This window comes from Amycolatopsis umgeniensis (genome assembly GCF_014205155.1).
In the GTDB taxonomy this organism is placed as follows: Bacteria; Actinomycetota; Actinomycetes; order Mycobacteriales; family Pseudonocardiaceae; genus Amycolatopsis; species Amycolatopsis umgeniensis.
The window spans coordinates 217061-241834 of sequence record NZ_JACHMX010000001.1; the positions used below are offsets into that span (position 1 = coordinate 217061).

Below are 24774 nucleotides of genomic sequence, written 5' to 3' on the forward strand. Positions count from 1 at the left end.
GATCTCCTCCTCAGCCCCAGTTGGGCACGACGAACACGAGCCAGGCGATCAGCGGCACGACGGCCACCACGAGCGCTCCGTAGACCAGCAGCTGCTTGAAGAACTTGTCCCTGTCGACGTCCTTCGCGTTGGCGAGGACGAGCGCGCCGTTGGTGGAGAACGGGCTGACGTCCACCATCGTCGCCGAGACCGCGAGCGCGGCGATCATGCCGACCGGCCCGATCGTGCCCTGCGCCAGGAACGGCACGGCGAGCGGGATGAGCGCGCCCATCAGCCCCACCGAGGACGCGAAGGCCGAGACGACGCCGCCGATGTAGCAGAGCAGAAGCGCGGCGAGCAGCGGGATCCCCACGGTGGTGACCGCGTTGCCCACGTAGTCGATGGTGCCGATCTCCTTCAGCACGGCCACGTAGGTCAGCACGCCGCAGATCAGCAGCACCGTCGGCCAGGTGATCTCGCTGACGGCGGAGCGGCTGGTCTTGGGCCACACCACGCTCAGCAGGACGGCGACGGTGATGGCGGTCAGGCCCGGGTCGAGGTCGAACACCAGGGTGCCGACCACGAGCGCGATCAGTCCGGTCAGGGTGACGATCTTGGGGCCGTCCAAGGGAATGCGCCGCTCATGCGGCAACGGTTCCTCGTCGGTCTCTTCACCGGCACCACCTGCCGTCACGAGCTGACGGCGCCGCAGTTTGGTCCCGCCGAGCACGACGAAGAGGACGGCGGCGATGGCGAGGTTCATGCCCAGGCTCGCGAAGAACAGCACCACGGGGCTGCCCGCGATGTTGTTGCGCTCGACGATCCCGTTGACGATCGAGCCGTAGACACTGATCGGCGAGAACCCGCCGCCCTGCGCGCCGTGCACCACCATCGCGCCCATGAGCAGCGGGCTGATCTTGTAGCGGGCGGCGAAACCGAGGGCGATCGGCGCGACGATCGCGCACGCCGCCGGGCTGACCGCGCCGATCGCGGTCAGCGCGCCGGTGACCACGAACATCACCCACGGGATGAGCGCGATACGGCCGCCGACCAGCCGGACGGCCGCGGCCACCAGCCAGTCGGTGGTGCCGTTGGCCTTCGCGATGGCGAACAGGTAGGTGACCCCCACCAGCACCACGAAGATGTCGCCGGGGAAACCGGCGAAGATGCCGTCGGTGTCCAGGCCACCGGCGAGGGTGCCGACGAGAAACGCGCCCGCGAAGGCGAGCGCCCCCATGTTGACCGAGCGGGTCGTGGCGAGGGCGAAGATCACCACGAGGACGAGGATCGAGATCAGCTGGGCGGACATGACCGTCCTCCTTGACGGCGGGGCCCTGGCTAGCGGCCGGACGACTGGTGGCTCAGTGGACTAGTGGCTGAGCCACTTTCCCTGTGACGGCGACCACCTGTCAACCCGCAAGTGGTAAATTGGCTGAGCCACTTGACCAGCACGAGCGAGGGGGACCCAGTGCCGGAGGCGCTGAGCCGGTTGAACCGGGCGAAGCTCTACGAGCAGGTCGTCGAGCGGATCAAGGCGCACGTCGAGGAATCCGGACTGCACGCCGGCGACAAGCTCCCGAGCGAGCGCGACCTCGCCGAGCGGCTCGGGGTCAGCCGCGCGTCGATCAAGCAGGCCATCGTCGTGCTCGAGGTCCAAGGACTGCTCGAGTCCCGTCACGGCGGGGGCACGTACCTGCGCAACGATCACCTCGACGTCGAGCCCGTCGATGTCCTCGTGGCCCGCCGCAGCAGGCTTCCGGAAGTACTCGAAGCCCGCGAGGCGATGGAGACCAAGCTCGCGGAACTGGCCGCGCTGCGGCGATCCGACGCGGATCTCGCCGCGATCGACACCGCGCTGGCCCACATGGCGGCCGAGATCGACGAGGGCGGGCACGGCGCCGAAGGTGATCGCCGGTTCCACGAAGCGATCACCGCCGCCGCGAACAACAGCCTCCTCGCCGAGTTCATGCGCTCGATCGACGCGCAGATCGCGGAAAGCCGCACCGAATCCTTGCGCCAGCCCGGCAGACCGTCGCGATCGCTCGGCCAGCACCAGAAGATCGCCGACGCCATCCGGAACGGCGATCCGAAGGCGGCCGCGAGCGCGATGCGACGGCATGTCCAGACGGTCAGCAAGGTCCGGCTGCTGGCATGGGATCCACAGACCGAGTAAGAGACTGTCCTAAGCTCGTCCTCGTGCCCCTCGTGGAAATCACCTACGCGCCTCATCTTCCCGAAACCAAGCTGCGTGAACTGGGTTCGGTTCTGCCGCACCTCGTGTCCCTCGCCGTGGAGTGCCCCGAGGAGCCGTACGACGGCGACCTCCAGCCGGGCGACGTGGAGCTGCGCTTCCGCCAGCCGGGGCCGTTCGACCGTTTCGGGCTGGACCTCCTGGTCGAGGTCCGGTCCAAGTGGTTCCCGAGCCGCGCGGACAACCGTCAGGAGCGGGTGGACCTGCTGCGCACGAGCATCGAAGCCGCGACCGGGATCGACGACGTCGGCGTGTACCTCTCACTGCCCGTCGCCGCTTGGTCGCAGTCGGACTAACGCTCCCCGAACACGTGCCGCCGGACGAACGGGCTCCGGAACTTGCCGTCCGGATCCAGTTCGGCGGCCAGCGCCCGGAACTCGGCCAGTTTCGGATAGTCCGCGGCCTGGTCGAAGAGCTTCCCCCAGTGCGGCCGGACCTCGAAGGGCGCCAAGCGTTCCTCCATGACGGGAAGCAGCGCACGGACCGCGGCCTCGTCCGGCTGCCAGGTGAAGTGCAGCGCCACCCTGTCGCCGCCGTGGAACGGGCTGAGCCACAGGTCGTCCCCCGCGACCGTGCGGATCTCCGACGTGAGCAGGACGGGCGCCAGCCGGTGCCCGATCCCGCGCATCGCCTCCATCGCGGCGACGGCGTGCCGGACGGGCACGAAGTACTCGGTCTGCAGTTCGTTCCCGATGCTGGGAGTGAAGTCCAGACGGAAATGCGGGATCCGTTCGTGCCACGGCCCCGGCACCCCGAGTTGCCGCGTGCAGTTGTCCGCCGGGATCCCCGCCGCGTGCGCCGGATGCCGCGGCCCGTCCGCCGCCTTCGCACCGAAGAAGTCGGCGCCCGGCTGTCCCTCTCCCTTGACCCAAACCTGGTCGATCGTGCCGCGAGCCCAGTTCGTGAACATGCTGACGCTGTAACCCGCGGCCTGGATCTCCTCGAAGTGCTCGTACGCCGACTCCCAGGGCAAGCCATCGAAAACGTCCTGACGGAGCTCGAAGGACGGCACCAGGTCGAGGGTCAGCCGGGTCACCACACCCAGCGCGCCGAGGCCGACGACCACTCCGTCGTGCCCCGCATAAGTCCGCAGGTCGCCGTTCGCGGTGACCAACTCCAAACCGGAAACCGCCGACGCGAGACTCTGGTTGCGCCGTCCGGAACCATGGGTCGCCGTCGCGACGGTGCCCGCCACCGTGCAATGAGGCAGCGAAGCGAGGTTGGCCAAGGCGAAACCGGCTGCCTGCACCCGCACGGCGACGTCGCCGTAACGGGCCGCGGCCGGCACCGTGACCGACGCGTTCTCCTCGTCGACTACGACCTTCTCGTCGAGCGCGGACAGGTCGAGCTGGAGACCACCCGGACAGTCCGCGATGTCGTTGAAGCAATGCCCGCTGCCGAGAGCCTTGACCGCTGTCGCCCCGGCGACGGCGTCCTGGACCTGTTCGACCGTGCGCGGACGAAGGATCCGCTCCGCGGTGAAGGTCTGATTTCCCGCCCAGTTCGTCTCACGCACCAGGCCCAGCCTAGATTGCCGAGGTCGGCTTCACCCGGAGGAGGTTCGCACTGACAGGCATTTCCGGCGAGATGGTGTCCATCGCGCTCTTGCTGGTCGTCCTGGCCTTCGCGGTGATCCGGCCACGCGGCCTGCCGGAGGCTGTCGCCGCCGTCCCCGCCGCGGGCATCGTGCTGGCCGTCGGGGCGATCTCGTTCCCCGACGCCGTCGACGAAGTGGCCAGGCTCGCCCCGGTCGTCGGATTCCTCGCCGCGGTGCTCGTCCTCGCGAAGTTGTGCGACGACGAAGGGCTGTTCCAGGCGGCGGGGACACTCATGGCCCGGTTCAGCCGCGGACGGCCGCGACGGCTGCTGCCCGCCGTGTTCGTCGTGGCCGCGGCGGTCACCGTGGTCCTCAGCCTCGACGCCACCGTCGTACTGCTGACGCCGGTCGTGTTCGCCACCGCCGCGCGGATGGGCGCGCGGGCCAAACCGCACGCCTACGCCTGCACACATCTGGCGAACTCGGCCTCGTTGCTGCTGCCGGTGTCCAATCTGACCAATCTGCTCGCCGTCGCCGCGACCGGCATCTCGTTCCTCCGGTTCACCGCGTTGATGACCTTGCCCTGGCTCGCCGCGGTGCTCACCGAGTACCTGGTGTTCCGCCGGTTCTTCGCCGCCGACCTGGCGGCGCGGCCTCGGGGCGGGAAAGCGGTCCCGGCCGGGAAGGTCCCAGCGTTCGTCCTGGTCGTCCTCGGTCTGACGCTGGCCGGGTTCGTGGTCACTTCGCTGCTGGACCTCAGTCCCGCGTGGGCCGCGTTCGCCGGTGCCGCCGTCCTGGCCTGCCGCGCCCTCGCGCAGCGGCGGACCTCACCCGCCGCGATCGCGCGGTCCGCGAGCGTCCCTTTCCTCGCGTTCGTACTCGCGCTGGCGATCGTGGTCCGCGCCGTCGTCGACAACGGACTCGACGAGGCGCTCAGCCATCTGGTGCCGACTTCCACCACGTTCCTCGGCCTGCTCGGCGCCGCCATGGTGGCGGCCGTACTCGCCAACCTGATCAACAACCTTCCGGCGGTGCTCGTCCTGCTGCCGCTCGCCGCCGCGGGCGGGACGCCGGTGGTGCTGGCCGTGCTGATCGGGGTCAACCTCGGGCCGAACCTCACCTACGTCGGCTCGCTGGCCACGTTGCTGTGGCGGCGGATCCTGCACCGGCACGACACCCGGCCAGACCTCGGCGAGTTCACCCGGCTCGGGCTGCTCACCGTGCCGGCGTCCATCGTGCTCGCCGTCGCCGGGCTGTGGGCCGGGCTGCTCATCCTGTCTTGATTCCACTCAGTGAGAGAATGCCCGGATGTCCGGGAATCTCTCCACACCGGGCGCCAGCGTCACCTCGCGGGCGTTCGCGCTGCTCGGCGCCTTCGACGTCGACCACCGGGAACTGTCCCTGACCGAACTCGCGAACCGCGCCGACCTGCCGCTGCCCACCGCGCACCGGCTCGCCCGCGAACTCGTCGGCCTCGGCGCGCTGGAGCGACGCGAGGATCTCTACGCCATCGGCAGGCGGCTGTGGGATCTCGGCCTGCTCGCCCCCGTCCAGTTCGAACTACGGCAGGTCGCCGCACCCTTCCTCCAGGATCTCTACGGCGCGACAGGTGCCACCGTGCATCTCGGCGAGCGCGACGGCGGCCAGGTGCTCTACCTCGACAGGCTGTCCGGGAACGCGTCGGTGCCGGTGGTCAGCCGGATCGGCGGGCGACTGCCCCTGCACGCCACCGGCATCGGGAAGGTCTTGCTGGCCTGGGCACCGGAGGACGTCCAGCGGCAGGTGCTCACCTCGCTCACCCGCGTCACGCCGTACACCATCACCCAGCCCGGACGGCTGCGCGAGCAGTTGCGGCGCGTCCGCCGGGAGGGCTACGCGCAGACCGTCGAGGAGATGAGCCCCGGCGCCTGCTCGGTCGCCGTCCCGATCCGGCCGTCCGCCGACGGCGAGGTCGTCGCGGCACTCGGCCTGGTCGTCCCCGACTTGAGCCGAGGCCGGGCGCGCCTGGTCTCGGCGCTTCAAGTGGCGGCCGCCGGAATCGGCCGGAGCCTGCGAGTTTCACTGAGTGGAAGCGAACGCTAGGAGTTCGCCTGGCGCGGGACGAGACTCCGGTCATGCGAACCCCAGTCGCCATCGTCGGCGCAGGCCCCGCCGGACTGCTCCTGTCGCATCTGCTCGATCTGGCGGGCGTCGAATCGGTGATCGTGGAGACCCGCTCGCGCGAATACGTCGAGGCACGGATCCGGGCCGGTATCCTCGAACAGTCCACAGTGGACCTCCTGCGCGAGGTCGGGCTCGCCGACCGGCTCGACCGCGAGGGCGACGAGCATCGCGGGATCTACCTGCAATGGCCGGAGGAACGGCACCATCTCGACTTCGTGGACCTGGTGGGGCGAAGCGTCACCGTGTACGGCCAGACCGAGGTGACCAAGGACCTCGGCAAGGCGCGCACGGCGGCCGGACAACAGATCCACTACGAGGTCACCGACACCGCCGTGCACGACCTCGAGACCGACAAGCCCTACGTCACCTTCACCGGCCCGGACGGCAAACCGGAAAGACTGGACGCCGACGTCGTCGTCGGCTGCGACGGCTCTTTCGGCCCCTGTCGCACCGCGATTCCCGACGCCGCGAAGCAGACTTGGGAGCGCACCTACCCGTACTCGTGGCTCGGCGTCCTCGCCGACGTCGCGCCGTCGACCGATGAGCTCATCTATGCCTGGCATCCCGACGGTTTCGCCATGCATTCGATGCGTTCGGCCACCGTCAGCCGGTTGTACCTGCAGGTGCCCAACGGCACCGACATCGGCACCTGGTCCGACGACCGGATCTGGGAAGCGCTCGCGGCCCGGCTCGGCCACGGCCAGCACGGCTGGACGCTCACGCCCGGGCCGATCACCGACAAGAGCGTGCTGCCCATGCGCAGTTTCGTGCAGCAGCCCCTGCGACACGGCCGCCTGTTCCTCGCCGGCGACGCCGCGCACATCGTTCCGCCCACCGGTGCGAAAGGCCTCAACCTCGCCGTCGCCGATGTCGCTCTCCTCGCCCCAGCGTTGGCGGCTTTGGTACGAGACAAGAACTCCTCACTCGTCGATGCCTACTCCGACACCGCACTGCGCCGGGTTTGGCGGTGCACGCATTTCTCGTGGTGGATGACGACGATGCTGCACCAATCGGGCGACCCGTTCGATCAGCAGCTCCAGCTTTCGCAGCTGCAGTGGCTGGGCCGGAGCGAGGCGGGCCGGGCGGGACTGGCGGAGAACTACGCGGGACTGCCGATCGGGTTCTGATTCCGCGGCGATGTCGCGGCGGGTCTTCGTCGATGGCGTGATGGAGATGGCCGATCTTCCCGGTGCCGTAGTCCGCTTGGTAGCGGGCCCGCCGATCGTCCGGCGCGACCTGGTCGTCCAGCCGAGGGCGTACGAAGCCAGCGCCAACGACCACCTCTTCTCTGCTGCGTGCTCGTTTGCTCGTTGCCGCATTTCGGCAACGGCCGGACTGCTCGAGTCTTGTCAGAAGCAGCAAGCCCCGCCTCAAGTGCTCAGTGCGGCATGCGCAGGCGCCGTCGCCGATTCGCCGCGACAGCTCAGTTGGCAACAACTGGACCGCCCGGTTCTGACAGAAGCAGCAAGCCCCGCCTCAAGTGCTCAGTGCGGCATGCGCAGGCGCCGTCGCCGATTCGCCGCGACAGCTCAGTTGGCAACAACTGGACCGCCCGGTCTTGTCAGAGCCGCAAGCCACACTCAGGTGATCAGTGCAGCAGGCGCCATCGCCGATTTGCGGCAACAGCTCAAAACGGCAGCACTTCCGGCCGGGTTCGTGCAACGGCGGCGGCGTGCTGGTGTGGGTCCGTCCGGCGGGGGTGGTGACAGTGAGACCACCGTCGGGGTCGAGGCGGTAGATCCAGCCGGGTTCGTCCTTCAACCGGTGATCACGAGTGCAGTAGGTGACGAGGTCGGCCACGTTCGTTTCGCCTTGGAACTGCCACGGGATCGAATGGTCGAGTTCGCAGGAGTGGGCGGCCCGGGTGCAGCCGGGTCTTCGGCACTCGCGATCTCGCACGAGGACGAACTCGGCCGTTGCCGCGTCGGGGCGATAGCGCGTTCTGCCCAGATCTTGGACCTGGCCGCTGAGCGGGTCCGTGATGATGCGACGGAGCACGGTGTTCGCTCCGGTGGCGATCTGACGCCCCAAACCCGCCGGGATGTAACCGTGCCCGGCCATCTTCACCGGGTCGTCGTTCAGCCCCAGATACGTGGTGAGATCCATGTTCAGGAACACCTCGGCGCGTTCGGAGACACCGCCCTGCCCACCGAGGAGCAGGTCCAGCGCGATGTCGGCGCGGAGCTGGTCCATCGTGCGAGTATCGCCTTCGTTCCGCAGCGCCCGCGCTTCCCGGTGGATTCGCTGATAGGCGGCAGTGACCTTCTCGACGGGTCCGTCCACCACCTCGATCGAAGCGACTCCCATCTCCCCTTGGGCCATGGACAAGCGGCGGCCTTCCCTGCTCTCGGTCGCCCGCCTCTCGGCGCCGGATCGATCGACCTTCGTCGCCGCGTGGCTCGCCGCCTTACGGACCTGTTCACTGTTCTTGTCGGGCAGCCGTTTCTCCAGCAACGCGTCCACGGTCAAGGAGTCCTCATCGGACAGCCATGCGGTCGCCTCGGCCACCTTCTGTGCCGCGAACCCGCTCACCTGACCACGATCCATCAACGACAACGTCCGCGGCAGCCGTGACGTCAGTGCCACACCCGTCGCCACGAGAGATCCGGCGAAAGCGTCCACAAGAGACAGTTCCAGCGCGACCTCCTGAACCACGCTCCGCACACCGGCCCGCACCTCGCTCAACCGGGACAGCGCCCGATACCGCACAGCCTCGAGCCGCGCGATCGCGACACCGACCTCCTTCGCGACGAGCAAGGAATCCTTGTCTTCCAAAGAACCCGCTAAAGCATTGATCTCCTCCAAACAATCCGGATCGGTCATTTCCTCGAGTACGGCCGAGAGTTCGGCACTGGAAGTAGCCACGAACGGAACCTACAACCGGCCACCGACAAAACTAGCGCGCCAGACTCAGCCGCCGTTCGCGATGTGCGGTCATGTAGACCGGCGTATTCACGACGCCGTACCCGCGATAGCCGCCGATCCGTTGTACCACCTCGAAAAAGACGCGCGCCCCGATCAGTTCGGTACAGAAATGCAAGAACTCACCGGACGAGTCACGGTCATACAGCACCGAGTTCTCCCGCAGCTCGGCGGCGAAAGGCAAGTCGAACCGGGCGTCGAGATCGTCGTAGTAGTTTCCGGGAATATCCAGCAAGGGAGCACCACGTCCCCTTAAAGCGCGCGCGACCGCGAGAGCGTCTTCGCAAGCGAAAGCGACATGCTGAGGCGAAGGCACTCCTGGCGCCCACTCCCCTCGCCGCACCAAAGCGCTGTCCAACGTCAGCCGGACGTCCTGGTCGCCGACAGCCCGGCTGCGTACGAGTCCGAACGGCGCCGCGAATTCGGAGACCTCTTCCGGCCGCAAGCCCAGCACCGAACGATAGAACAGCGTCGCCTCGTCGAAGTGGTCGAAGGGTTGCGTCAAAGCGATGTGGTCGATGCCGGTGATCCCCACCCCGGACGGCGCCGCGCCGGACGGGACGAAGTCGCGAAGCCACTCGTCATTGCCGCAGAAGACGATTTCGGTTCCGTCCGGCGCGGCGACGGAGGACGGGCCGCGTTCGGGCGCGAGCAAGGTCTCGGCACGCCGCGCCGATCCGGCCGGGTCCGCACTCACCAGGCCGAGAGCGCTGACAGCGCCGTCCCTCGTGGTTTCGTTCACCAGCACCCGAGCCGAACCCTGTTGCCACAGCTGAACCGGCTTCGAGCGATGAGTTGCGGCACGCACGAAACCGAGAGCCTCGAGTACCGTCCCCGGAACGGAGAGTTCCGCGAACGCGTGCCCGCCCAATCGAGGTGCCGGGGGAATCTCGAGGGTACCCACGGATTCCCGCAACGCGACCAGGGACCGCATGGCATCGACGGCCGCGGGACGCGGGTCCGCCTGCCGGAAGACGTCGTTGAAGACCTCCAGTGAAAGCGGCCCTCGATAGCCGGCTGCCAGCACATGACCGGTGAATGTGGCCAAGTCGAACGCGCCCTGCCCCGGGAAGAGCCGGTGATGGCGGCTCCAGTGCAGCACGTCCATGTCCAGCAGGGGCGCGTCGGCCAGCTGCAGGAAGAAGATCTTCTCCCCGGGGATCGTCCGGATCGCGCGAGGATCACTGCGCCTCGACAGGATGTGGAAGCTGTCGAGGCAGACCCCCAAGGCCGCGTGATCGGCCCGCCGGACGATGCGCCACGCGTGCTCGTAGGTGTTCACGAACCGGCCCCACGCGAGCGCTTCGTACGCGACGCGGATTCCGCGTTCACCAGCCACTTCGGCCAGCTCATGCAGCTGCGAAGCGGCGAGGTCGTCGTCATCGACGGCATCGGGCGAGACAGACGAGCACACCAGGACGGTGTCCGCCCCGAGTTCGGCCATGAGGTCGAACTTCCGTCGCGCCCGGCGAAGATTCGCCCGGAGGACGTCCGGCGGCACCGCCTCGAAATCCCGGAAAGGCTGGTAGAGATCGATCCTGAGCCCGAGATCGGCACAGAGCCGCCGGATCTCCGACGGCGACCTCCGCGACGCGATCAGGTCGTTCTCGAAGATCTCGACACCGCCGAATCCGGCCGCGGCGGCCGCCGCGAGTTTGTCCTCGAGCGTGCCGGACAGACAGACGGTCGCGATGGCGGTGTCACCGGACATGGGCGGGTTTCCCTTCCAACGCTTCGAAATGCCGGATCATCCGGTCGGCGTCCGGCTCCGCGCCGGTGAACATGCGGAACGAGTCCGCCGCTTGGAAGACCACCATGCCGCCGCCGTGCAGCGTCCGACATCCGCGCTCCCGCGCCTGCTTCAGCAGCGTGGTCTCCAGCGGCCGGTACACGATGTCCGCCACCCACATCCCCGCGCGCAGCGACCCGGCGGGGACCGGCGATCCCGGGTACGCGGCCATCCCGGTCGGGGTCGCGTGGACGAGACCGTCGGCCATCCGAATATCTTCAAGAGAGCCGGAGAGAGCCCTGTCGTCACCGAAACGCCTCCGCAGCCCGGCCACCAGAGCCCCGGCACGCACGGAGTCGACGTCGTGGACGATCAGCCGTCCGGTCCCCAGCGAAAGCAGGGCATGGGCGACGGCCGCACCCGCGCCGCCCGCGCCGAGAAGAACGACAGTGTCCATGTCCGCGTCGGGCAGTCCTTGGATGAGGTTGCGGGCGAATCCGGTCGAGTCGGTGTTGTGCCCGGTCGCCAGTCCCTCGCGAAACACGACAGTGTTCACGGCGCCGAGCGCAGCGGCTTCGGGCGCGATCTCGTCGAGATACGGCAACACCCGTTGTTTCACCGGATGCGTGATGTTGAGCCCGTCGAAGCCCGCGGTCCGGGCGGCGGCCAGCACCTCGCCGATCGGCATCCTCAGCACGTCGAGGTCGAGACGCCGGTAGAGGTAGCGCAGCCCGAGTTCATCGGCTTCCCGTTCGTGCAGCGCGGGGCTCAGCGACGGCCCGATACCGGCGCCGACCAGGCCGATGAGGTAGCTGTCCACCAAGATCCTCCTCTAATGTACGAACTAGTGAGTTCACTGTAGCGCGAACGCGCCGACGCGAGAAGGGCTGCGCTAGAGTGGGGCCCCACCAGCGGTTCGAAGGGAGTCAGGTGGCCGCACCGTCGTCCGAAGTCGAGCGCCAGCGCGACAAGGAACGCACCCGCGCCGAAATCCTCGCGGTGGCCACCAGGGAGTTCGCCGACAAGGGTTACGCCGGCGCGAGGGTCGACGAGATCGCCGCGCGCACGAGCACCACCAAGCGGATGATCTACTACTACTTCGGCGGCAAAGAACAGCTCTACGTCGCCGCCCTCGAGCGGGCGTACGCCACCATCCGAGCCCTCGAACAGGACCTGGACGTCGACCACCTCGAACCCGAGGACGCGATCCGCCAGCTGGCCGAGCTCACCTTCGACCACCACGAGGCGAATCCGGACTTCATCCGCCTCGTGAGCATCGAGAACATCCATCACGGCGAGCACATCGCGCGTTCCGAAGCCTTGTCCGGTATGGCGAACCCCGCGCTCGACGTCCTCACCCGCATCCTCGGCCGCGGCCGTGAGGCAGGCCGGTTCCGCGACGACGTCGACGCGCTCGACGTGCACATGGTGATCAGCTCGTTCTGCGTGTTCCGCCTCGCGAACCGGCACACCTTCTCCGCGATCTTCGGCCGCGACATGCTCGACCCCGCGCGCCGCGCCCACTACCGCCTGATGCTGGGCGACCTGGTGATCGAGTACCTGACGGCCTGAAGCCCCCGCTCTTGACAACCGGGGCACCTTCTCGCACGCTGTATTAACTAACTAGATCGTACATTGGAGCGTCGACGTGGCCTCTCCCTCCCCTGTCACGCAAGGCATGCCCCGCAAAGCGGCACTGGCCGCCTGGATCGGCAGTGCCCTGGAGTACTACGACTTCTTCATCTACGGAACCGCCGCCGCGCTGGTGTTCAACAAGGTCTTCTTCCCGGCCTCCTCCCCCGCCACCGGAACGCTGCTCGCGCTGGCGACCTTCGGCGTCGGGTACCTCGCCCGCCCGGTGGGCGCGTTCGTGCTCGGACACGTCGGCGACCGGCTCGGCCGCAAGAAGGTCCTGGTCTTCACCTTGCTGCTGATGGGCGCCACGACGTTCCTCGTCGGATGCCTGCCGACGTACGCCTCCATCGGCGTGCTCGCCCCGATCCTGCTGGTGGTTCTCCGCCTGCTGCAAGGACTTTCGGCCGCGGGCGAGCAGGCGGGCGCCAACTCGATGTCCATGGAGCACGCGCCGCCCCACCGTCGTGGCTACTACACGAGCTTCACCCTCAGCGGCACACAGGCGGGCCAGATCCTCGCCACCGCCGTCTTCCTGCCGATCGCCGCGCTCCCCCAGGAACAGTTGCTCACCTGGGGCTGGCGGATCCCGTTCTGGTGCAGCGCGATCGTGGTCGTCGTCGGGTTCGTGATCCGCCGCAAGATCGACGAGACCCCGGTGTTCGAGCAGAACAAGTCCGACGTCGCCAAGCTGCCGGTCGCCGTGCTCTTCCGGACACAGTGGAAGGACGTGCTCCGCGTCGTCGCCGCGGCCACGATCGCCTCCGTCAGCACGATCTTCACCGTCTACGCGCTGAGCTACGCCGTCAACACGGTCGGACTGGAACGCGGGCCGATCCTGTGGGTCGGCGTACTGGCCAACGTCGCCGCATTGCTCGCGATCCCTTTCCTGGCGGGACTTTCCGACCGCATCGGTCGCAAACCGGTGTTCATCGCGGGCTGTCTCGCCTGCGCGGTGCTGATCTTCCCGTACCTGTGGTCGATTTCGAACGGTTCGTACCCGCTGATCTTCACCCTCGGCATCCTGCTGTTCGGCGTGGCCTACAGCGGTGTCAACGGAGTCTGGCCGTCGTTCTACGGCGAGATGTTCAGCGCCAAGGTCCGTCTCTCGGGGATGGCGATCGGCACTCAGATCGGGTTCGCCATCGCCGGGTTCGCCCCGAGTGTGGTGGCCGCGATCGGGTCGGGGAAGGACGACTGGCTCGGCGTCGCCGTCTTCACCGCGGCGGTCTGCCTGCTCAGCGCGGGCGCCGCGCTCACCGCGCGTGAGACGCACGACGTCCCGACCGAGGAACTCGGCGCGGCGCACGTCCGGCGGGCGAAAGTGCCCGCTTCCGCGACGCGTGGCGGATGAAACCGGGCGGCCGGTGCGTCCAGACTCGGTGGCAGAACTTCATGCCACGTCAGGAGTGCGACCGATGACCTACGCGTTCGATCCGGAAATCGCCCCGGCCGTCCCGCTGTTGCCCAAGGTGTCCCTCGACGACCTCCCAGCGGCCCGCGAGCTGCTGAAGACCGTGTTCGCCGAGATGCAGGGTGAGGTCGACACGACGGGAGTCACCTTCCGCGACGAACTGGTACCCGGCCCCGAGGGCGCTCCCGACGTCCGGGTGCGGATCTACACTCCCGACCGGATCGCCGCGCCCGCCGCGATCTTCGACGTCCACGGCGGCGGTTTCATAGTGGGCGACGTCGAGATCGACCACGTGACCAACCTCCGGTTCGCCAGGGAACTCGGTGTCGTGGTGGTGTCGGTCGACTACCGGCTCGCGCCCGAAGCGCCGTACCCCGGACCGCTCGAAGACTGCTACGCGGCGCTCACCTGGGTCGCGAAGAACGCGGCCGAACTCGGCGTCGACCCCGCCCGGATCGCGATCCACGGCATCAGTGCCGGCGGCGGCCTGTGCGCGGCACTCGCGCTGCTGGCCCGTGACCGGGGCGGCCCGGCGATCCTGTTCCAGTACCTCGGGGTGCCGGAACTCGACGACAGGCTGGAGACGCCGAGCATGCGGGCGTTCGTCGACACTCCACAGTGGAACCGGCCGCGGGCCGAGGTCAGCTGGGACAGCTATCTCGGCAAGGGGGTCCGCGGCAGCGCCGATGTCCCGGTCTACGCCGCTCCCGCCAGGGCGGTGGACCTGAGCGGCCTGCCGCCCGCGTATGTCTCGGTGATGGAGTTCGACCCGCTGCGCGACGAGGGGATCGCCTACGCCCAAACGCTGCTGGCGTCCGGGGTCACCACCGAACTGCACCTGTTCCCCGGCACGTTCCATGGTTCGGCCGCGGTGAAGCACGCCGCCGTGAGCAAACGCGAGGCCGCCGAAGCACTCGCCGTGCTGGCGCGCGCCTTGGACGTCTAGCCGCGCTGCGCGAGGCGGCGGGCGAGCAACGCCAGGCGGGCGCGGAAGCGATCACCTGGTTCGTCCAGCCGCCAGCTCAGCGCGTCCTCGACGTGGGCCAGCCGTGCCGCCACCGAACTGTGGTGGCGGTGCAGCGCGACGGCCGCCTGCCGCAGCGATCCCGTGCGGCAGAACGCTTCCAACGCCGCGACGTCGGCCGCCCCGGTCGGCGTCGCGGCGAGCGCGTCCAAGGCCCGGACGTCGTCCTGTTCGCGTAGCCGTGTCACCGGGACTTCGGCGAGCAGGGTGAGCGAACCGAGTTCGCCGTGCACCACGACCGGTTCCACCGCGGGTACGGCGAAGCGTTCGGCCAGCCGCGCCTGCAGCCAAGACCGGCGGACTTCGAGACCGGGCACCGCGTCCCCGACGCCGACCCGCACGCCACCGGCGGTATCGCGTTCCCTTGCCCTGTCGGCGAGAGCGGATCGCAGGGCGGCGACGACCGAGTCGTCGCGCGGTTGCATCAGGACCGCGGCCACTTCCCCGACGACGGCGACGTGCAGCCGCGGCAACGAGCCACCCCGCGCCAGGAGCCCGACCGCGGCCACCCCGGGATCACGCTCGTCTTCGGTGCCGACGGCCACCACCCGGACCGGCCGCCCGGCGTCCAGGCCGAGCAGCCGGAGCGCCCTGGCCCTGTCCTCCTCGGCGGCTTGTTCCCCCAGCAGCAACTCGACCAGCGCCGGATCCGCCAGCTGGGGCGCGCCCCCGCCGGGTTCGGCGTGACCGAGAACGCGGGCCGCCATGGCGAACCGCTCCAGCACGAGATCGTCGAGCGGTCCAGGCGGCCCGGAACGCTCCAGCCAGACCTTCCCCAGCGACCCCCCGAGATCCGCCGACGCGGGCTCGGCCACCGCATCGGCGGCACGTTCGCCGTCCGGCGTGAACCGCAGCGGCGACGGGAGGCCCTCTCTGCTCAGCCCGGCCACGCAGTCCACGAGGGACGCGGTGGCACGGACCAGATCGGACAGGCGGGCCTGCCGGGCCACGAGTTCGTCGAAGTAGGCGATGCCCGGACCGCGGCTTCCGCGTCGGCGTCCACCGCGGACAGCCGCAAGAGCAGACCCTTCATCGCTCCAGGCTAGAAGCCCGGCCAGCCCCTCCGCAAAAAAACGAAAGCGGCGTCCAGCGCGGCGGCGGGAGCGGGTTCCGTGCCCGCCAGATCCGGGATCTCCAGGACATAGCGGGCCAGCAGGCGCACGGAGAAGTCGTCCTGGCCCGTCTCCTCGGCGATGACCTTGGCGAGCGCGTCCTCACAGTCGGTCCAGAGTGTCCTGGCGTAGGCGCGCAACGCCGGGGTGGCGATCACCAGATCCGCGACGCGGCGCGAAAGCGGATCGGGTTTCGGGTCGAACGGACCGCGGGTCGCGAGAAAGTCCCGCAACGCCTCGAGGATCGAGACGCCCTCGGCCCGGCCACGCACCGTGTCGGCCAGGGCCGCTTCGCGCTCTCCCCCGTGGCCGAGGACCAGCGCCTCCTTGCCGCCCGGGAAGTGCGCGAACAGCGTCGACACCGCCGTGTCCGCGGCGTCGGCGATCTCCGCGACAGTGACGTTGTCGAAGCCCCGCTCCAGGAAGAGTTCTCGCGCCGCCCCTGACAGGGCCTGGCGAGTCGCCGCCTTCTTGCGTTCGCGCCTGCCCGGCTCGGTCTGTCCCATGCGAGCCACAATACATCGAATCCACTTCGAACTCATAGCGTGTGTATATTCGGAGTGACTTCGACTTTGAACAGGGGCCATCATGACGCACTGGGACGTCCACCACCCGCCTCGCGCCGACAGCAAGACCTTCCTGGTCACCGGCGCCAACGCGGGAATCGGCTACTTCGTCGCCGAACAGCTCGCCGGAACCGGCGCCACGGTCCTGCTGGGCACGCGGAACACCGCCAAGGCCGACTCCGCGATGACGTCGATCCGGTCCCAAGTGCCGGACGCGAAGCTCGGGCACCTTCGGCTCGATCTTTCGGATCTCTCGTCCATCAAGTCCTCTGTGGACACTCTCGGGATCGAGCGGCTCGATGCCGTCGTCTGCAACGCCGGCGTGCTCCTGGAGGGGCAGCCGAGGCGCGAGACCGCCGAGGGCCATGAACTGACGTTCGCCACCAACCACCTCGGGCATTTCGTCCTGGTGCACCAGCTGATGCCGTTGCTCGAAGCGGCGGAGGCGGGCCGCGTCGTCACCACGGGCAGCTTCGTGGGCAAGTCCGCCGAACTCGACCTGGAAGATCTCCAGAGCAAGCGGGACTACCAGCCCAAACGCACCTACGGACGCTCGAAGCTGGCGCAGATGCTGTTCGCCTTCGAACTCGACCGGCGGCTGCGCGCGGCCGGGAGCACGGTGCTGAGCGTGGTCGACCACCCCGGCGGCGCGCTCGACTCCCTCACCCCGCCGAGGCCGGTGCACGCGACCTCGGGTGGGTGGAAGTTCCCGGCCGGGCTTTTGTTGCAGGGCAAGGACGCCGGGGCATGGCCCGCCGTCAGGGCCGTACTCGATCCGGACGTGCGCGGCGGTGAGATGTTCGGCCCCCGCGTGTTCGGGATGCGCGGCGAACCCCGGCTGGAACCGGTTCGCGGCAAACTGGCCGACACCGCGCTCGCCGCCCGGTTGTGGACGGCGAGCGTCGGCCTCACCGGCGTCGAGGTCACACGGTGACGTCGGTGGTGTCCGGTTTGGACCGGCGGCCGGACCGCAGGCCCAGCAGCAGGTCGATCACCAGGAACGCCAGCAGGCTGATCCCGAACAGCGGCACGAACCAGCCGATCGCGGCGGCGAGGACGACGAGCCCCACCACCAGGGCGGGCGGCGCCTTCCGCCACTGTCCACGCGGGATGGGCCGCCCGAAGGTCAGCCCGGTGGCCCGGGTCGGCCTGCGCCGCCACCACATCCGGTAGCCGAGGACGACCAGCGTGACCAGCCCGGCGCCGAGCAGGAGCAGCGCGATCTGGTTGGGCCAGCCGAAGAGCACGCCCATATGCGCGTCGATCCCCCAGCGGGCGAATTTCGCCATCAGCGGGTAGTCGTCGAACCGCACCTCGCCCAGGATCTGCCCGGTGGTCCCGTCGACCGCGACCGTGTCGACCTGTGTCGGCCAGCCGCGTTCGACTTCCGCCACCTGCCAGGGGGCGCCGGGTTTCGTGGGCAGCCCGATCTCGACGGACGCCGCGTCGATCCCGGCGGCGCGGGCCGAGGCCAGCATCGCGTCCACGCTCTCGGGCCGCGCCGGGGCGGGCGCGGAGGGCGCTTCCCCATGCCCCGAGTGGCCGGCGTGCTCATCGGTGCCCGTCACCTTCAACGCCGGGGTGGCCCAGCCGAGGGATTCGCGCAATGAGGAGACGTTCTCGCCCGCGTATGTCGACCACGTCAACCCTGTCGCGGACAGGAACAACGCGCCGAGCAGCACCCACAGGCCGACGGATCCGTGCCTGCGGACGGACTTTCCGCGCGGAGACTCCGCTTTCTCGGCCTTTTCGGCGCGGCGGGTCCGGCGGCGGCTCACCCACAGCACGAGACCGCCCAGCGCGACCACCCACAGCCAGGACGCGGCGAGTTCGCTGTAGAGGCGTCCCGGTTCGCCGAGCAGCAGGTTGCGGTGCAACTGATCGAGTGTGGTGCGCAGCGGCAAGGCGCCGCTCGAGCCGTACGCGACGAGATCACCGCGCACCTGGGCGGTGGCGGGATCGACGAAGACCGCTCGTCGTTCGGACTCGCCGAGCCCTTCCTCGGCGAACAGCACGCGGGTCGTGTCGCCCGGCTCGGGGGCGGGACGGACCGCGACGAGGTCGGCGCCGGGGTGGGCAGCTTGCGCCGCTTTGACCTGATCGGCGAGTGAGGCCTGGTTGAGCCCGACGGGTGCTCGTAGCTGGTCCGAGTAGACCCAGGACTCCATCTGAGGGGTGGCCGCGTACAGAACGCCGGTGAGCGCGGCGATGAGGACGAACGGGCCGACGAGAACGCCGGCGTAGAAGTGGAGCCGGAGGAACAGTCCGCGCCAAGCTGACGCGCGCGGTGGGCTCGTGGTCGGTTCGGTTTGTGTTGCCATGGGGGAACTCCTGAGGCGTCGGTGGGGAGGCGTGCGCCTGCGCCGCGCGCCGGGACCGTCACGGCACGCGTGCTGAGCCCTGCCGGGACGGGGGCCTCGGCAGGGTTTCGGGGATCAGGCGAACGACACCGGCGGGCCGCGCCGGGAAAGCACGTCTCGCAGGAGCGCCTCGGTCGCGGGGTACTTCACCGCGAGCGGGACGTGGATGCGCAGCGGGGCCGTCGCGGGCCGCGGCGTCAGGCGGCGCGGGAGGACCGACGCGATCAGCGTCGTCAGGGCGAACAGCACGCGCTCGGCACCGGCCAGCACCGTGACCACGACGAGGGTCGCGGCGGCGTGCCCGGCCGTCATGAGCAGGCCGTTGTCCGGGGTTTCGGCGTGGTGGGAGTGCGATTCCCAGGTCAAGAAGGCGAGAGAAACGTGCATCGCCACTTGCCCGCCGGCCACGAGGCAGAGGATGGCGAGCGGACCGCGTTGACGACCCGCGAACGCGTACGCCACCCAGCTCAGCAGCGCGACGAGCAGCACGACCACGCCCAGGTCGGGGACTCGTCCGCTGGTGCCGAGGTGGGCGCCGGTCGCCAGGATGCCGGTCAGGACCCCCACGGCCCCGCCCCGGAGGCGCCGGGCCGGGCCTCGGGTCGGGGTCAGCATGCGCACGGGTGGCAGAGTAGAGCGCGACCAGGCCTTCTGTCGCGCGTCGATGACGCCCGGGGCATATCCGGTACTACGGACCGGGACGGGCCGCGGCTCAACGCGTTACCTGTTCGTTACCTTTCCGGCTCGCTCCCCGGTAGCGGACGGAGAGATATCCGTCCTGGTCAGGGCTGATTTCGGCGTCCACTTCGAACACCTCCCGCAGCGACGACGCGGTGAGGACGTCCTCCGCCGGACCGTCCGCGACGATCGTTCCGTCCCGCATCAAGACCAGACGATCGCAGTATCGCGCGGCCAGCGTGAGGTCGTGCAGGACGATCACGACGGTCTGCCCGGTTCCGGCGACGAGATCCATCAGCTCCAGCTGGTGCCGGACGTCGAGATGGTTGGTCGGCTCGTCGAGCAGCAGCGCCCACGGGCGTTGGGCCAGCGCCCGCGCGAGATGTGCGCGCTGGCGCTCCCCGCCCGAGAGCTGCTTCCACGGCCGGTCGGCCAGCGGCCCGAGGTCGAGCCGCTCGAGCGCCGCCATGACGATCGCCCGGTCCGTCGCGTCCGGTGCCCGCCACCGGGAGCGGAAGGCCGTCCGGCCGAGCATCGCGACCTCGGCGACGCACAGGTCGCTTTCGGTCTCGGCGCTCTGCTCGACGAAGGCCGCGTGCCGCGCTCGCGTCCGCGCCTGCCAGGTGGCGATGTCGGCGCCGTCGTAGCGGACCACGCCCGCCGTCGGAGCCCGCAGTCCCGCGAGACAGCGCAACAGTGACGATTTGCCGGAGCCGTTCGGCCCGATCATGCCGACGGTCTCGCCCGCCTCGACGACGAGATCCACGTCGCGCACGATCGTCTTGCCGGGCACACCCCAGCTCATCCCGCGGGCTTCGATCCTCACAGTTCTCCCCGTTTCCGCAGCACCAGCAGGAACAACGGGACGCCGACCAGCGCGGTGAACACCCCGACCGGCACCTCGAGCGGCGCGAACAGGACGCGCGCCACCGCGTCGGTCCACACCAGGAACACCGCCCCGGCCACCGCCGAAAGCGGCAACAGCAACCGATGCGAAGGCCCGGTCAGGAACCGGACCCCGTGCGGGACGATCAGCCCCACGAAGCCGATGGCGCCCACCGCCGCGACGGCGACAGCCGTCAGCAAGGACGTCGTGACCAGCAGCACGGTCCGGGTGGTGCGGACGTCGATGCCCAGCGACGCGGCGGTGTCCGAGCCGAACGCGAACCCGTCCAGCGCCGCCGAACACGACCAGATCACCAGCAGCCCGATCGCGGCGGCGACGGCGCAGACGACGACCGACTGCCAACGGGCGGGCGCCAGCGAACCGAGGAGCCAGTGGGCGAGCGCCCGCGTGCTGTCCGCGTCACCGGAGGACATGATCACCAGCGACGTCAGCGCGGCGAACAGTTCGGCGACCACGACGCCGGTCAGCACGATCCGCATCGAGTCGACGCCCCGGCGCCGCAGCAGGAGCATGAGCAACCCGAACGAGAGCAGCGCTCCGGCGAACGCGCCGCCGGTGACGCCCAACTGGGAGCCGGCGAACCCGAGGACGACCACGACGACAGCACCGGTGGAAGCGCCCGAAGAGACGCCCAGGAGGTACGGATCCGCGAGCGCGTTGCGGGTGACGCTCTGCAGGGCCGCGCCGCACACCGCCAGCACCGCTCCGACCAAGGCCGCCAGCAGCACCCTCGGCACCCGGAGATCCCAGATCAGAGAATCGGCCAGCCTCGGCAACGGCGTCACGGGAAGCCCGAGCCGGGTACCGGCGGCCCGGCCGAGTTCCGCCCAGTCGATGCCGCTCCCCAGCCCGGCACGCGTCGCGACGACCAGCGAAACGATCAGCAGGAGCAGCCAGCCGGTGATCAGCAGTCCGCGGCGCCGGACCTCCGTCGGTGCGACAAGGCGTTCCTCGACGACCGGATCGACGGCGGGGTCGAGCAGCGCCGGGTCAGCCATGACCGAGGGCGTCGAGCCCGGAACCGAAGGCGCGCAAGGCGTTGACCGTCCGCACGGAGGCGTCGAGTTCGATACCCGGCAGCTTGATGATCTTGCCGTCGCGTACCGCGGGCAACTGCGAGAGCACGGGATGCGCGCGCATCATCGCGAGCTTCTCGTCGGCGGTGTCACCGGGGTTGCCCCGTTCTGACAGGTCGCCGATCACGACGACGTCAGGGGCACGATCGGCGATCGCCTCCCACGAGACCTCCGGCCATTCCTGGTCGACGTCGTCGAAAACGTTGGTGACGCCGGAAATCCGGCTCATCTCGCTCGGCATCCCGGTGCGCCCGGCGACGTACGGAACGTCCTTGAACACCGAGTAGACCCACGCGACTTTGAGACCCTGCGGTCGCTTCGCGCCCTTCTCGCGCGCCTCGGCGAGCAGTGCGCGCTGAGCGGTGGCCAGTTCACCGGCGCGATCGGCGACACCCAGGGCCTTGCCGAGGTTCTCGTAGTCCCGGAACAGCCGCTCGAACGCGCCAGTGGTGCCATCGGGGCAGTTGACCGCGCTGACATAGGTCGGGACGCCGAGGGCCTCCAGTTCGTCGCGGGTGCCCGCACGGTCGGCGGTGAAGAGCTCCTTGAAGGAAGCCGTCACGAAGTCGGGATTGGCCGCACGCAACGGTTCGGCGGTGAGGACCTTGGGCGACAGCACTGGGATCTTCGCGTACTCCGCGGCGTGCTCCGGCGAAACCTTGGTCTTCAGGTTGGCCGTCCCGGCCATCTTGGCGCCCGCGCCCAAGGCCAGCAAAGTCTCGGTCGAAGACTGATCCAACGCGACGACGCGGTTCGGCGCGGCGGCGAACGTCGAGCGTTTGCCGCAGCTTTCGATCACGCCCGGTGCGGCGGCGCCGGGCGCGCCCTGATCAGATGTGCCGGTGGCGCAGCCCGCGACCAGCGCCATGACGACGGACGCGGTCGCCAGCCGTACGGGAAATGCCATGGTTCCTCCAGCCTTCGAGTGTCACCCGATAGGCTTACCGACAACGATTACCGATTTCAAGTGAGTTGAGGTGCGATCCGCGTGACCGACGACACCGTGCAGACCCGGACCCCGGTGTTCCGCAGCCTGTCGTTCGTACGGCTCTGGACCGGGAACACCGCCTCCGGGCTGGCGACCTGGGCCCTGCCGTTCATCCTCGGGCTGGCGGTCCTCGAACGGTCGCTTTCGGCCGTCGACCTCGGCATCGTGCTGGCCGCGCGTACCGCGGGATTCCTCGTGGCCGTACCGGTGGCGGGCGTCCTCGCGGACCGGCACTCCCGCCGTCAGGTCGTACTCTGGGCGGGCCTCATCGCGGGCCTCGCCACTCCCCTGATCGCGGTCGGCATGGGCCGATCGGTCCTGCTGATGGCCGTCGCGGCCGCCGTCGTCGGGGTCGGCCAGGGCGCGTGCCGCCCGGCGTTCCAGGCGCTGACCGCCGAAGTGATCGCCGAGGACCAGCGTCAGCAGGCCAACGCCGCGATGACACTGGCCGTCCGGGTCACGACGCTGGTCGCGCCCGGCCTCACCGCCTTGCTCGCCGCCTTCGCCTCGACGTCGGTCCTGGTGATCGGGACCGGAGTGCTCTGGCTGGGCGTGGCGCTGATCCCGCCGCGAGGCACCTTCACCCCGGCTCCGGCCGCCACCAAGACCCGCTTCTTCGGCGAGTTCGCCGACGGACTCCGCGAAGCCCGCCGACACCCATGGTTCCTCGCCGGACTCGGCGCGCTGACCGCCGTGATCGCGACCGGATACTCCGCGACCGGTGTCGTCCTTCCGCTGGTCAGCCGCGATCGCTACGACAACGAAGCCGTCTTGGCCGCCGGGCTCACCGCGTACACGCTCGGCGCTCTGGCGGGCGCCGTCGTCATCGCGCGCTGGCGCCCGAAACGGCAAGGCTGGGCCGCGCTGATCGGACTCGGCTGCTACGGCTTCGCGCCACTGAGCCTGCTGTTCCCGGTGCACCCGGCCTTCGTCATCGCCGCCTACGCCGTCGCCGGGCTGGGCATCGAACTGTTCAACGTCCCGTGGTTCACCGCGACGCAGCGGGAGGTCGAACCGGGGAAGCTCGCGCGAGTGTCCTCTTTGGACTTCCTGTTCTCCTACGGCCTGGCGCCCGCCGGACTCGCGTTCATCGCGCCCGCGATCAGTCAGTTCGGCGCGGCGCCGGTGCTGGCGGTGTGCGCCGTGGTCTGTTTCGCCGCACCGGCCGCCGCCGCGCTCATTCCCTCTTCGCGAGATTTCCGGGTCACCGCACCGATCAAGAATGTCTAGGTCTTGCGCTCGCTTGCGGTAAAGTTTCACCCATGACGCGTCGTCTTGCCGAAGTAGCCCTCAAGGTCGGGGTCAGCGAAGCCACGGTCAGCCGGGTGCTCAACGGCCGGTCCGGGGTCTCCGCCAGCACCCGGGCCGCCGTCCTCACCGCACTGGACGTGATGGGCTACGAGCGGCCGACCCAGCTGCGCGGCGATCGCGCCCGCCTGGTCGGGCTGGTCCTTCCCGAACTGCAGAATCCCATCTTCCCCGCACTGGCCGAGATCATGGGCAACGCGCTCGCCCAGCAGGGTTTCACCCCGGTGCTGTGCACGCGCACGGCGGGCGGGGTCTCCGAAGCCGAGTACGTCGAACTGCTGTTGCAGCAACAGGTTTCCGGCGTCGTGTTCGCCGGCGGACTGTACGCACAGGCCGACGCGGTGCACTCCCACTACCACCATCTCGCCGAGCGCCGCCTGCCGACGGTGCTGATCAACGCCGCCGTCGACCACCTCGGACTGCCGCAGATCTCGTGCGACGACGCTGTCGCCGTCGAGCAGGTCGTCGGGCATCTGAGCTCGCTCGGACACGAGAAGATCGGCCTCGTCCTCGGTCCGACCGATCACGTGCCGTCCCAGCGCAAACTCGAGGCGTTTCGCGCTTACGCGGCGAAGCTCGGACTCCCGGTCTTGGACGAACTCATCGAGCACGGCATGTTCTCCATCGAGGGCGGTCACGCGGCCGCGGCCCGGCTGTACCCGCGCGGCGCGACCGCGGTCCTGTGCGCGAGCGACCTGCTGGCCTTGGGCGCGATCCGCGCGGCCCGGCGCCAGGGACTCTCGGTACCCGAGGACGTCTCGGTCGTCGGCTACGACGATTCGGCACTGATGAACTGCACCGATCCGCCGCTGACCACCACCCGCCAGCCGATCGAGGCGATGGGCCGCGCCGTGGTGGAACTGCTGGTCAAGCGCATAAACGGCGGCGAAGTGGCGGCCGAGGAGCTGCTTTTCGCCCCCGAGCTCGTCGTCCGGGGCTCCACCGCACGCCGGTAACCCCGAGAGTGGGCCGAAGGGGCCCTTCACCGCGTTTGACGCGGCGAAGGGCCCCTTCGTCGCGTCTGACGCGACCAGAGGAGCCTTCACACTCAGCCGCAGCCGTAACGGCGACTGTCGCTAAGTTGCAAGTTCTCATCCAGTTATTGCGTTAATCTGGGGCTTCACTTTA

At 69.3% G+C, this 24774-nt stretch carries 23 protein-coding genes; 11 read left to right on the forward strand and 12 right to left on the reverse strand.

The annotated features are described in order from the left end of the window. Nucleotides 1–10: 10 nt before the first annotated feature. The gene (locus HDA45_RS00945) at nucleotides 11–1288 is read right to left on the reverse strand and encodes an SLC13 family permease (protein WP_184891403.1); all 1278 of its coding nucleotides are present in this window, start codon (nucleotides 1286–1288) and stop codon (nucleotides 11–13) included. 159 nt (nucleotides 1289–1447) lie between these two features. Here HDA45_RS00945 and HDA45_RS00950 point away from each other — a divergent pair, with 159 nt between their 5' ends. Both HDA45_RS00950 and HDA45_RS00955 read left to right on the forward strand, forming a co-directional pair. Then, a complete protein-coding gene (locus HDA45_RS00950; protein WP_184905182.1) occupies nucleotides 1448–2152 on the forward strand; it encodes an FCD domain-containing protein in 705 nt (234 codons plus the stop codon). Nucleotides 2153–2175: 23 nt separating this feature from the next. Further along, nucleotides 2176–2526 carry a hypothetical protein gene (locus HDA45_RS00955; RefSeq protein WP_184891404.1) on the forward strand — a complete coding sequence of 117 codons (351 nt, stop codon included), beginning with the start codon at nucleotides 2176–2178 and terminating at the stop codon, nucleotides 2524–2526. Here HDA45_RS00955 and HDA45_RS00960 read toward each other — a convergent pair. Beyond that, nucleotides 2523–3746 carry an FAD-binding protein gene (locus tag HDA45_RS00960; RefSeq protein WP_184891405.1) on the reverse strand — a complete coding sequence of 408 codons (1224 nt, stop codon included), beginning with the start codon at nucleotides 3744–3746 and terminating at the stop codon, nucleotides 2523–2525. The genes HDA45_RS00955 and HDA45_RS00960 overlap by 4 nt on opposite strands. A gap of 71 nt (nucleotides 3747–3817) precedes the next feature. Here HDA45_RS00960 and HDA45_RS00965 point away from each other — a divergent pair, with 71 nt between their 5' ends. From HDA45_RS00965 to HDA45_RS00975, 3 genes are read left to right on the forward strand one after another with little or no spacing between them, the layout of a single operon-like run. Beyond that, entirely contained in the window at nucleotides 3818–5050 is a 1233-nt protein-coding gene (locus HDA45_RS00965; RefSeq protein ID WP_184891406.1) for an SLC13 family permease, read from the forward strand. Nucleotides 5051–5075: 25 nt separating this feature from the next. Continuing rightward, nucleotides 5076–5849 (forward strand): IclR family transcriptional regulator, encoded by a 774-nt coding sequence (locus HDA45_RS00970; protein WP_184891407.1) that lies wholly within the window; start codon nucleotides 5076–5078, stop codon nucleotides 5847–5849. A gap of 32 nt (nucleotides 5850–5881) precedes the next feature. Further along, a complete protein-coding gene (locus tag HDA45_RS00975; protein ID WP_184891408.1) occupies nucleotides 5882–7057 on the forward strand; it encodes a 4-hydroxybenzoate 3-monooxygenase in 1176 nt (391 codons plus the stop codon). Between the two features lie 349 nt (nucleotides 7058–7406). Here HDA45_RS00975 and HDA45_RS00980 read toward each other — a convergent pair whose 3' ends face one another. The 3 genes from HDA45_RS00980 to HDA45_RS00990 all read right to left on the reverse strand — a co-directional run bounded on the left by HDA45_RS00980 (nucleotide 7407) and on the right by HDA45_RS00990 (nucleotide 11401). Further along, complete coding sequence (locus HDA45_RS00980) at nucleotides 7407–8753, reverse strand: HNH endonuclease signature motif containing protein (protein ID WP_184905184.1); 1347 nt, start codon at nucleotides 8751–8753, stop codon at nucleotides 7407–7409. Between the two features lie 73 nt (nucleotides 8754–8826). After that, nucleotides 8827–10563, reverse strand: a complete 1737-nt coding sequence (locus tag HDA45_RS00985; RefSeq protein WP_184891409.1) for a sugar phosphate isomerase/epimerase and 4-hydroxyphenylpyruvate domain-containing protein — start codon at nucleotides 10561–10563, stop codon at nucleotides 8827–8829. Further along, complete coding sequence (locus HDA45_RS00990) at nucleotides 10553–11401, reverse strand: shikimate dehydrogenase (protein WP_184891410.1); 849 nt, start codon at nucleotides 11399–11401, stop codon at nucleotides 10553–10555. The genes HDA45_RS00985 and HDA45_RS00990 overlap by 11 nt, the downstream gene beginning before the upstream one ends. A 110-nt stretch (nucleotides 11402–11511) precedes the next feature. On the opposite strand from HDA45_RS00990, the gene HDA45_RS00995 reads away from it, so the two are divergent. From HDA45_RS00995 to HDA45_RS01005, 3 genes are all read left to right on the forward strand, one after another. Next, nucleotides 11512–12153, forward strand: a complete 642-nt coding sequence (locus tag HDA45_RS00995; RefSeq protein WP_184891411.1) for a TetR family transcriptional regulator — start codon at nucleotides 11512–11514, stop codon at nucleotides 12151–12153. Nucleotides 12154–12259: 106 nt separating this feature from the next. Further along, nucleotides 12260–13567 carry an MFS transporter gene (locus HDA45_RS01000; RefSeq protein ID WP_184905186.1) on the forward strand — a complete coding sequence of 436 codons (1308 nt, stop codon included), beginning with the start codon at nucleotides 12260–12262 and terminating at the stop codon, nucleotides 13565–13567. A gap of 64 nt (nucleotides 13568–13631) precedes the next feature. Continuing rightward, nucleotides 13632–14573 (forward strand): alpha/beta hydrolase, encoded by a 942-nt coding sequence (locus HDA45_RS01005; RefSeq protein ID WP_184891412.1) that lies wholly within the window; start codon nucleotides 13632–13634, stop codon nucleotides 14571–14573. Here HDA45_RS01005 and HDA45_RS01010 read toward each other — a convergent pair. Beyond that, entirely contained in the window at nucleotides 14570–15601 is a 1032-nt protein-coding gene (locus tag HDA45_RS01010) for a helix-turn-helix domain-containing protein (RefSeq protein ID WP_221470978.1), read from the reverse strand. The genes HDA45_RS01005 and HDA45_RS01010 overlap by 4 nt on opposite strands. A gap of 92 nt (nucleotides 15602–15693) precedes the next feature. After that, nucleotides 15694–16269 (reverse strand): TetR/AcrR family transcriptional regulator, encoded by a 576-nt coding sequence (locus HDA45_RS01015; protein ID WP_184891413.1) that lies wholly within the window; start codon nucleotides 16267–16269, stop codon nucleotides 15694–15696. Nucleotides 16270–16351: 82 nt separating this feature from the next. Between HDA45_RS01015 and HDA45_RS01020 the strand changes: the two genes are divergently transcribed. Continuing rightward, nucleotides 16352–17263: an SDR family NAD(P)-dependent oxidoreductase gene (locus HDA45_RS01020; RefSeq protein ID WP_184891414.1), complete on the forward strand. Its 912-nt coding sequence runs from the start codon at nucleotides 16352–16354 to the stop codon at nucleotides 17261–17263. Here the strand turns inward: HDA45_RS01020 and HDA45_RS01025 are convergent. The 5 genes from HDA45_RS01025 to HDA45_RS01045 form a co-directional block, all read right to left on the reverse strand. After that, nucleotides 17253–18650 (reverse strand): PepSY-associated TM helix domain-containing protein, encoded by a 1398-nt coding sequence (locus tag HDA45_RS01025; RefSeq protein ID WP_184891415.1) that lies wholly within the window; start codon nucleotides 18648–18650, stop codon nucleotides 17253–17255. The two genes, HDA45_RS01020 and HDA45_RS01025, sit on opposite strands and share 11 nt — an antisense overlap. Nucleotides 18651–18764: 114 nt before the next feature. After that, complete coding sequence (locus HDA45_RS01030; RefSeq protein WP_221471444.1) at nucleotides 18765–19304, reverse strand: hypothetical protein; 540 nt, start codon at nucleotides 19302–19304, stop codon at nucleotides 18765–18767. A 97-nt stretch (nucleotides 19305–19401) separates the two neighbouring features. Next, nucleotides 19402–20193: an ATP-binding cassette domain-containing protein gene (locus tag HDA45_RS01035; protein ID WP_184891416.1), complete on the reverse strand. Its 792-nt coding sequence runs from the start codon at nucleotides 20191–20193 to the stop codon at nucleotides 19402–19404. Next, nucleotides 20190–21272, reverse strand: coding sequence for a FecCD family ABC transporter permease (locus HDA45_RS01040; RefSeq protein WP_184891417.1), 1083 nt, complete (start codon nucleotides 21270–21272; stop codon nucleotides 20190–20192). Before HDA45_RS01040 ends, HDA45_RS01035 begins: the two co-directional genes overlap by 4 nt. After that, nucleotides 21265–22257, reverse strand: coding sequence for a helical backbone metal receptor (locus tag HDA45_RS01045; protein ID WP_184891418.1), 993 nt, complete (start codon nucleotides 22255–22257; stop codon nucleotides 21265–21267). Before HDA45_RS01045 ends, HDA45_RS01040 begins: the two co-directional genes overlap by 8 nt. A gap of 114 nt (nucleotides 22258–22371) precedes the next feature. Here HDA45_RS01045 and HDA45_RS01050 point away from each other — a divergent pair, with 114 nt between their 5' ends. Further along, the gene (locus HDA45_RS01050; protein ID WP_184905190.1) at nucleotides 22372–23568 is read left to right on the forward strand and encodes an MFS transporter; all 1197 of its coding nucleotides are present in this window, start codon (nucleotides 22372–22374) and stop codon (nucleotides 23566–23568) included. 32 nt (nucleotides 23569–23600) lie between these two features. Then, on the forward strand, nucleotides 23601–24602 hold the full coding sequence (locus HDA45_RS01055) for a LacI family DNA-binding transcriptional regulator (protein ID WP_184891419.1): 1002 nt from the start codon (nucleotides 23601–23603) through the stop codon (nucleotides 24600–24602). The last annotated feature ends 172 nt before the right edge of the window (nucleotides 24603–24774 follow it).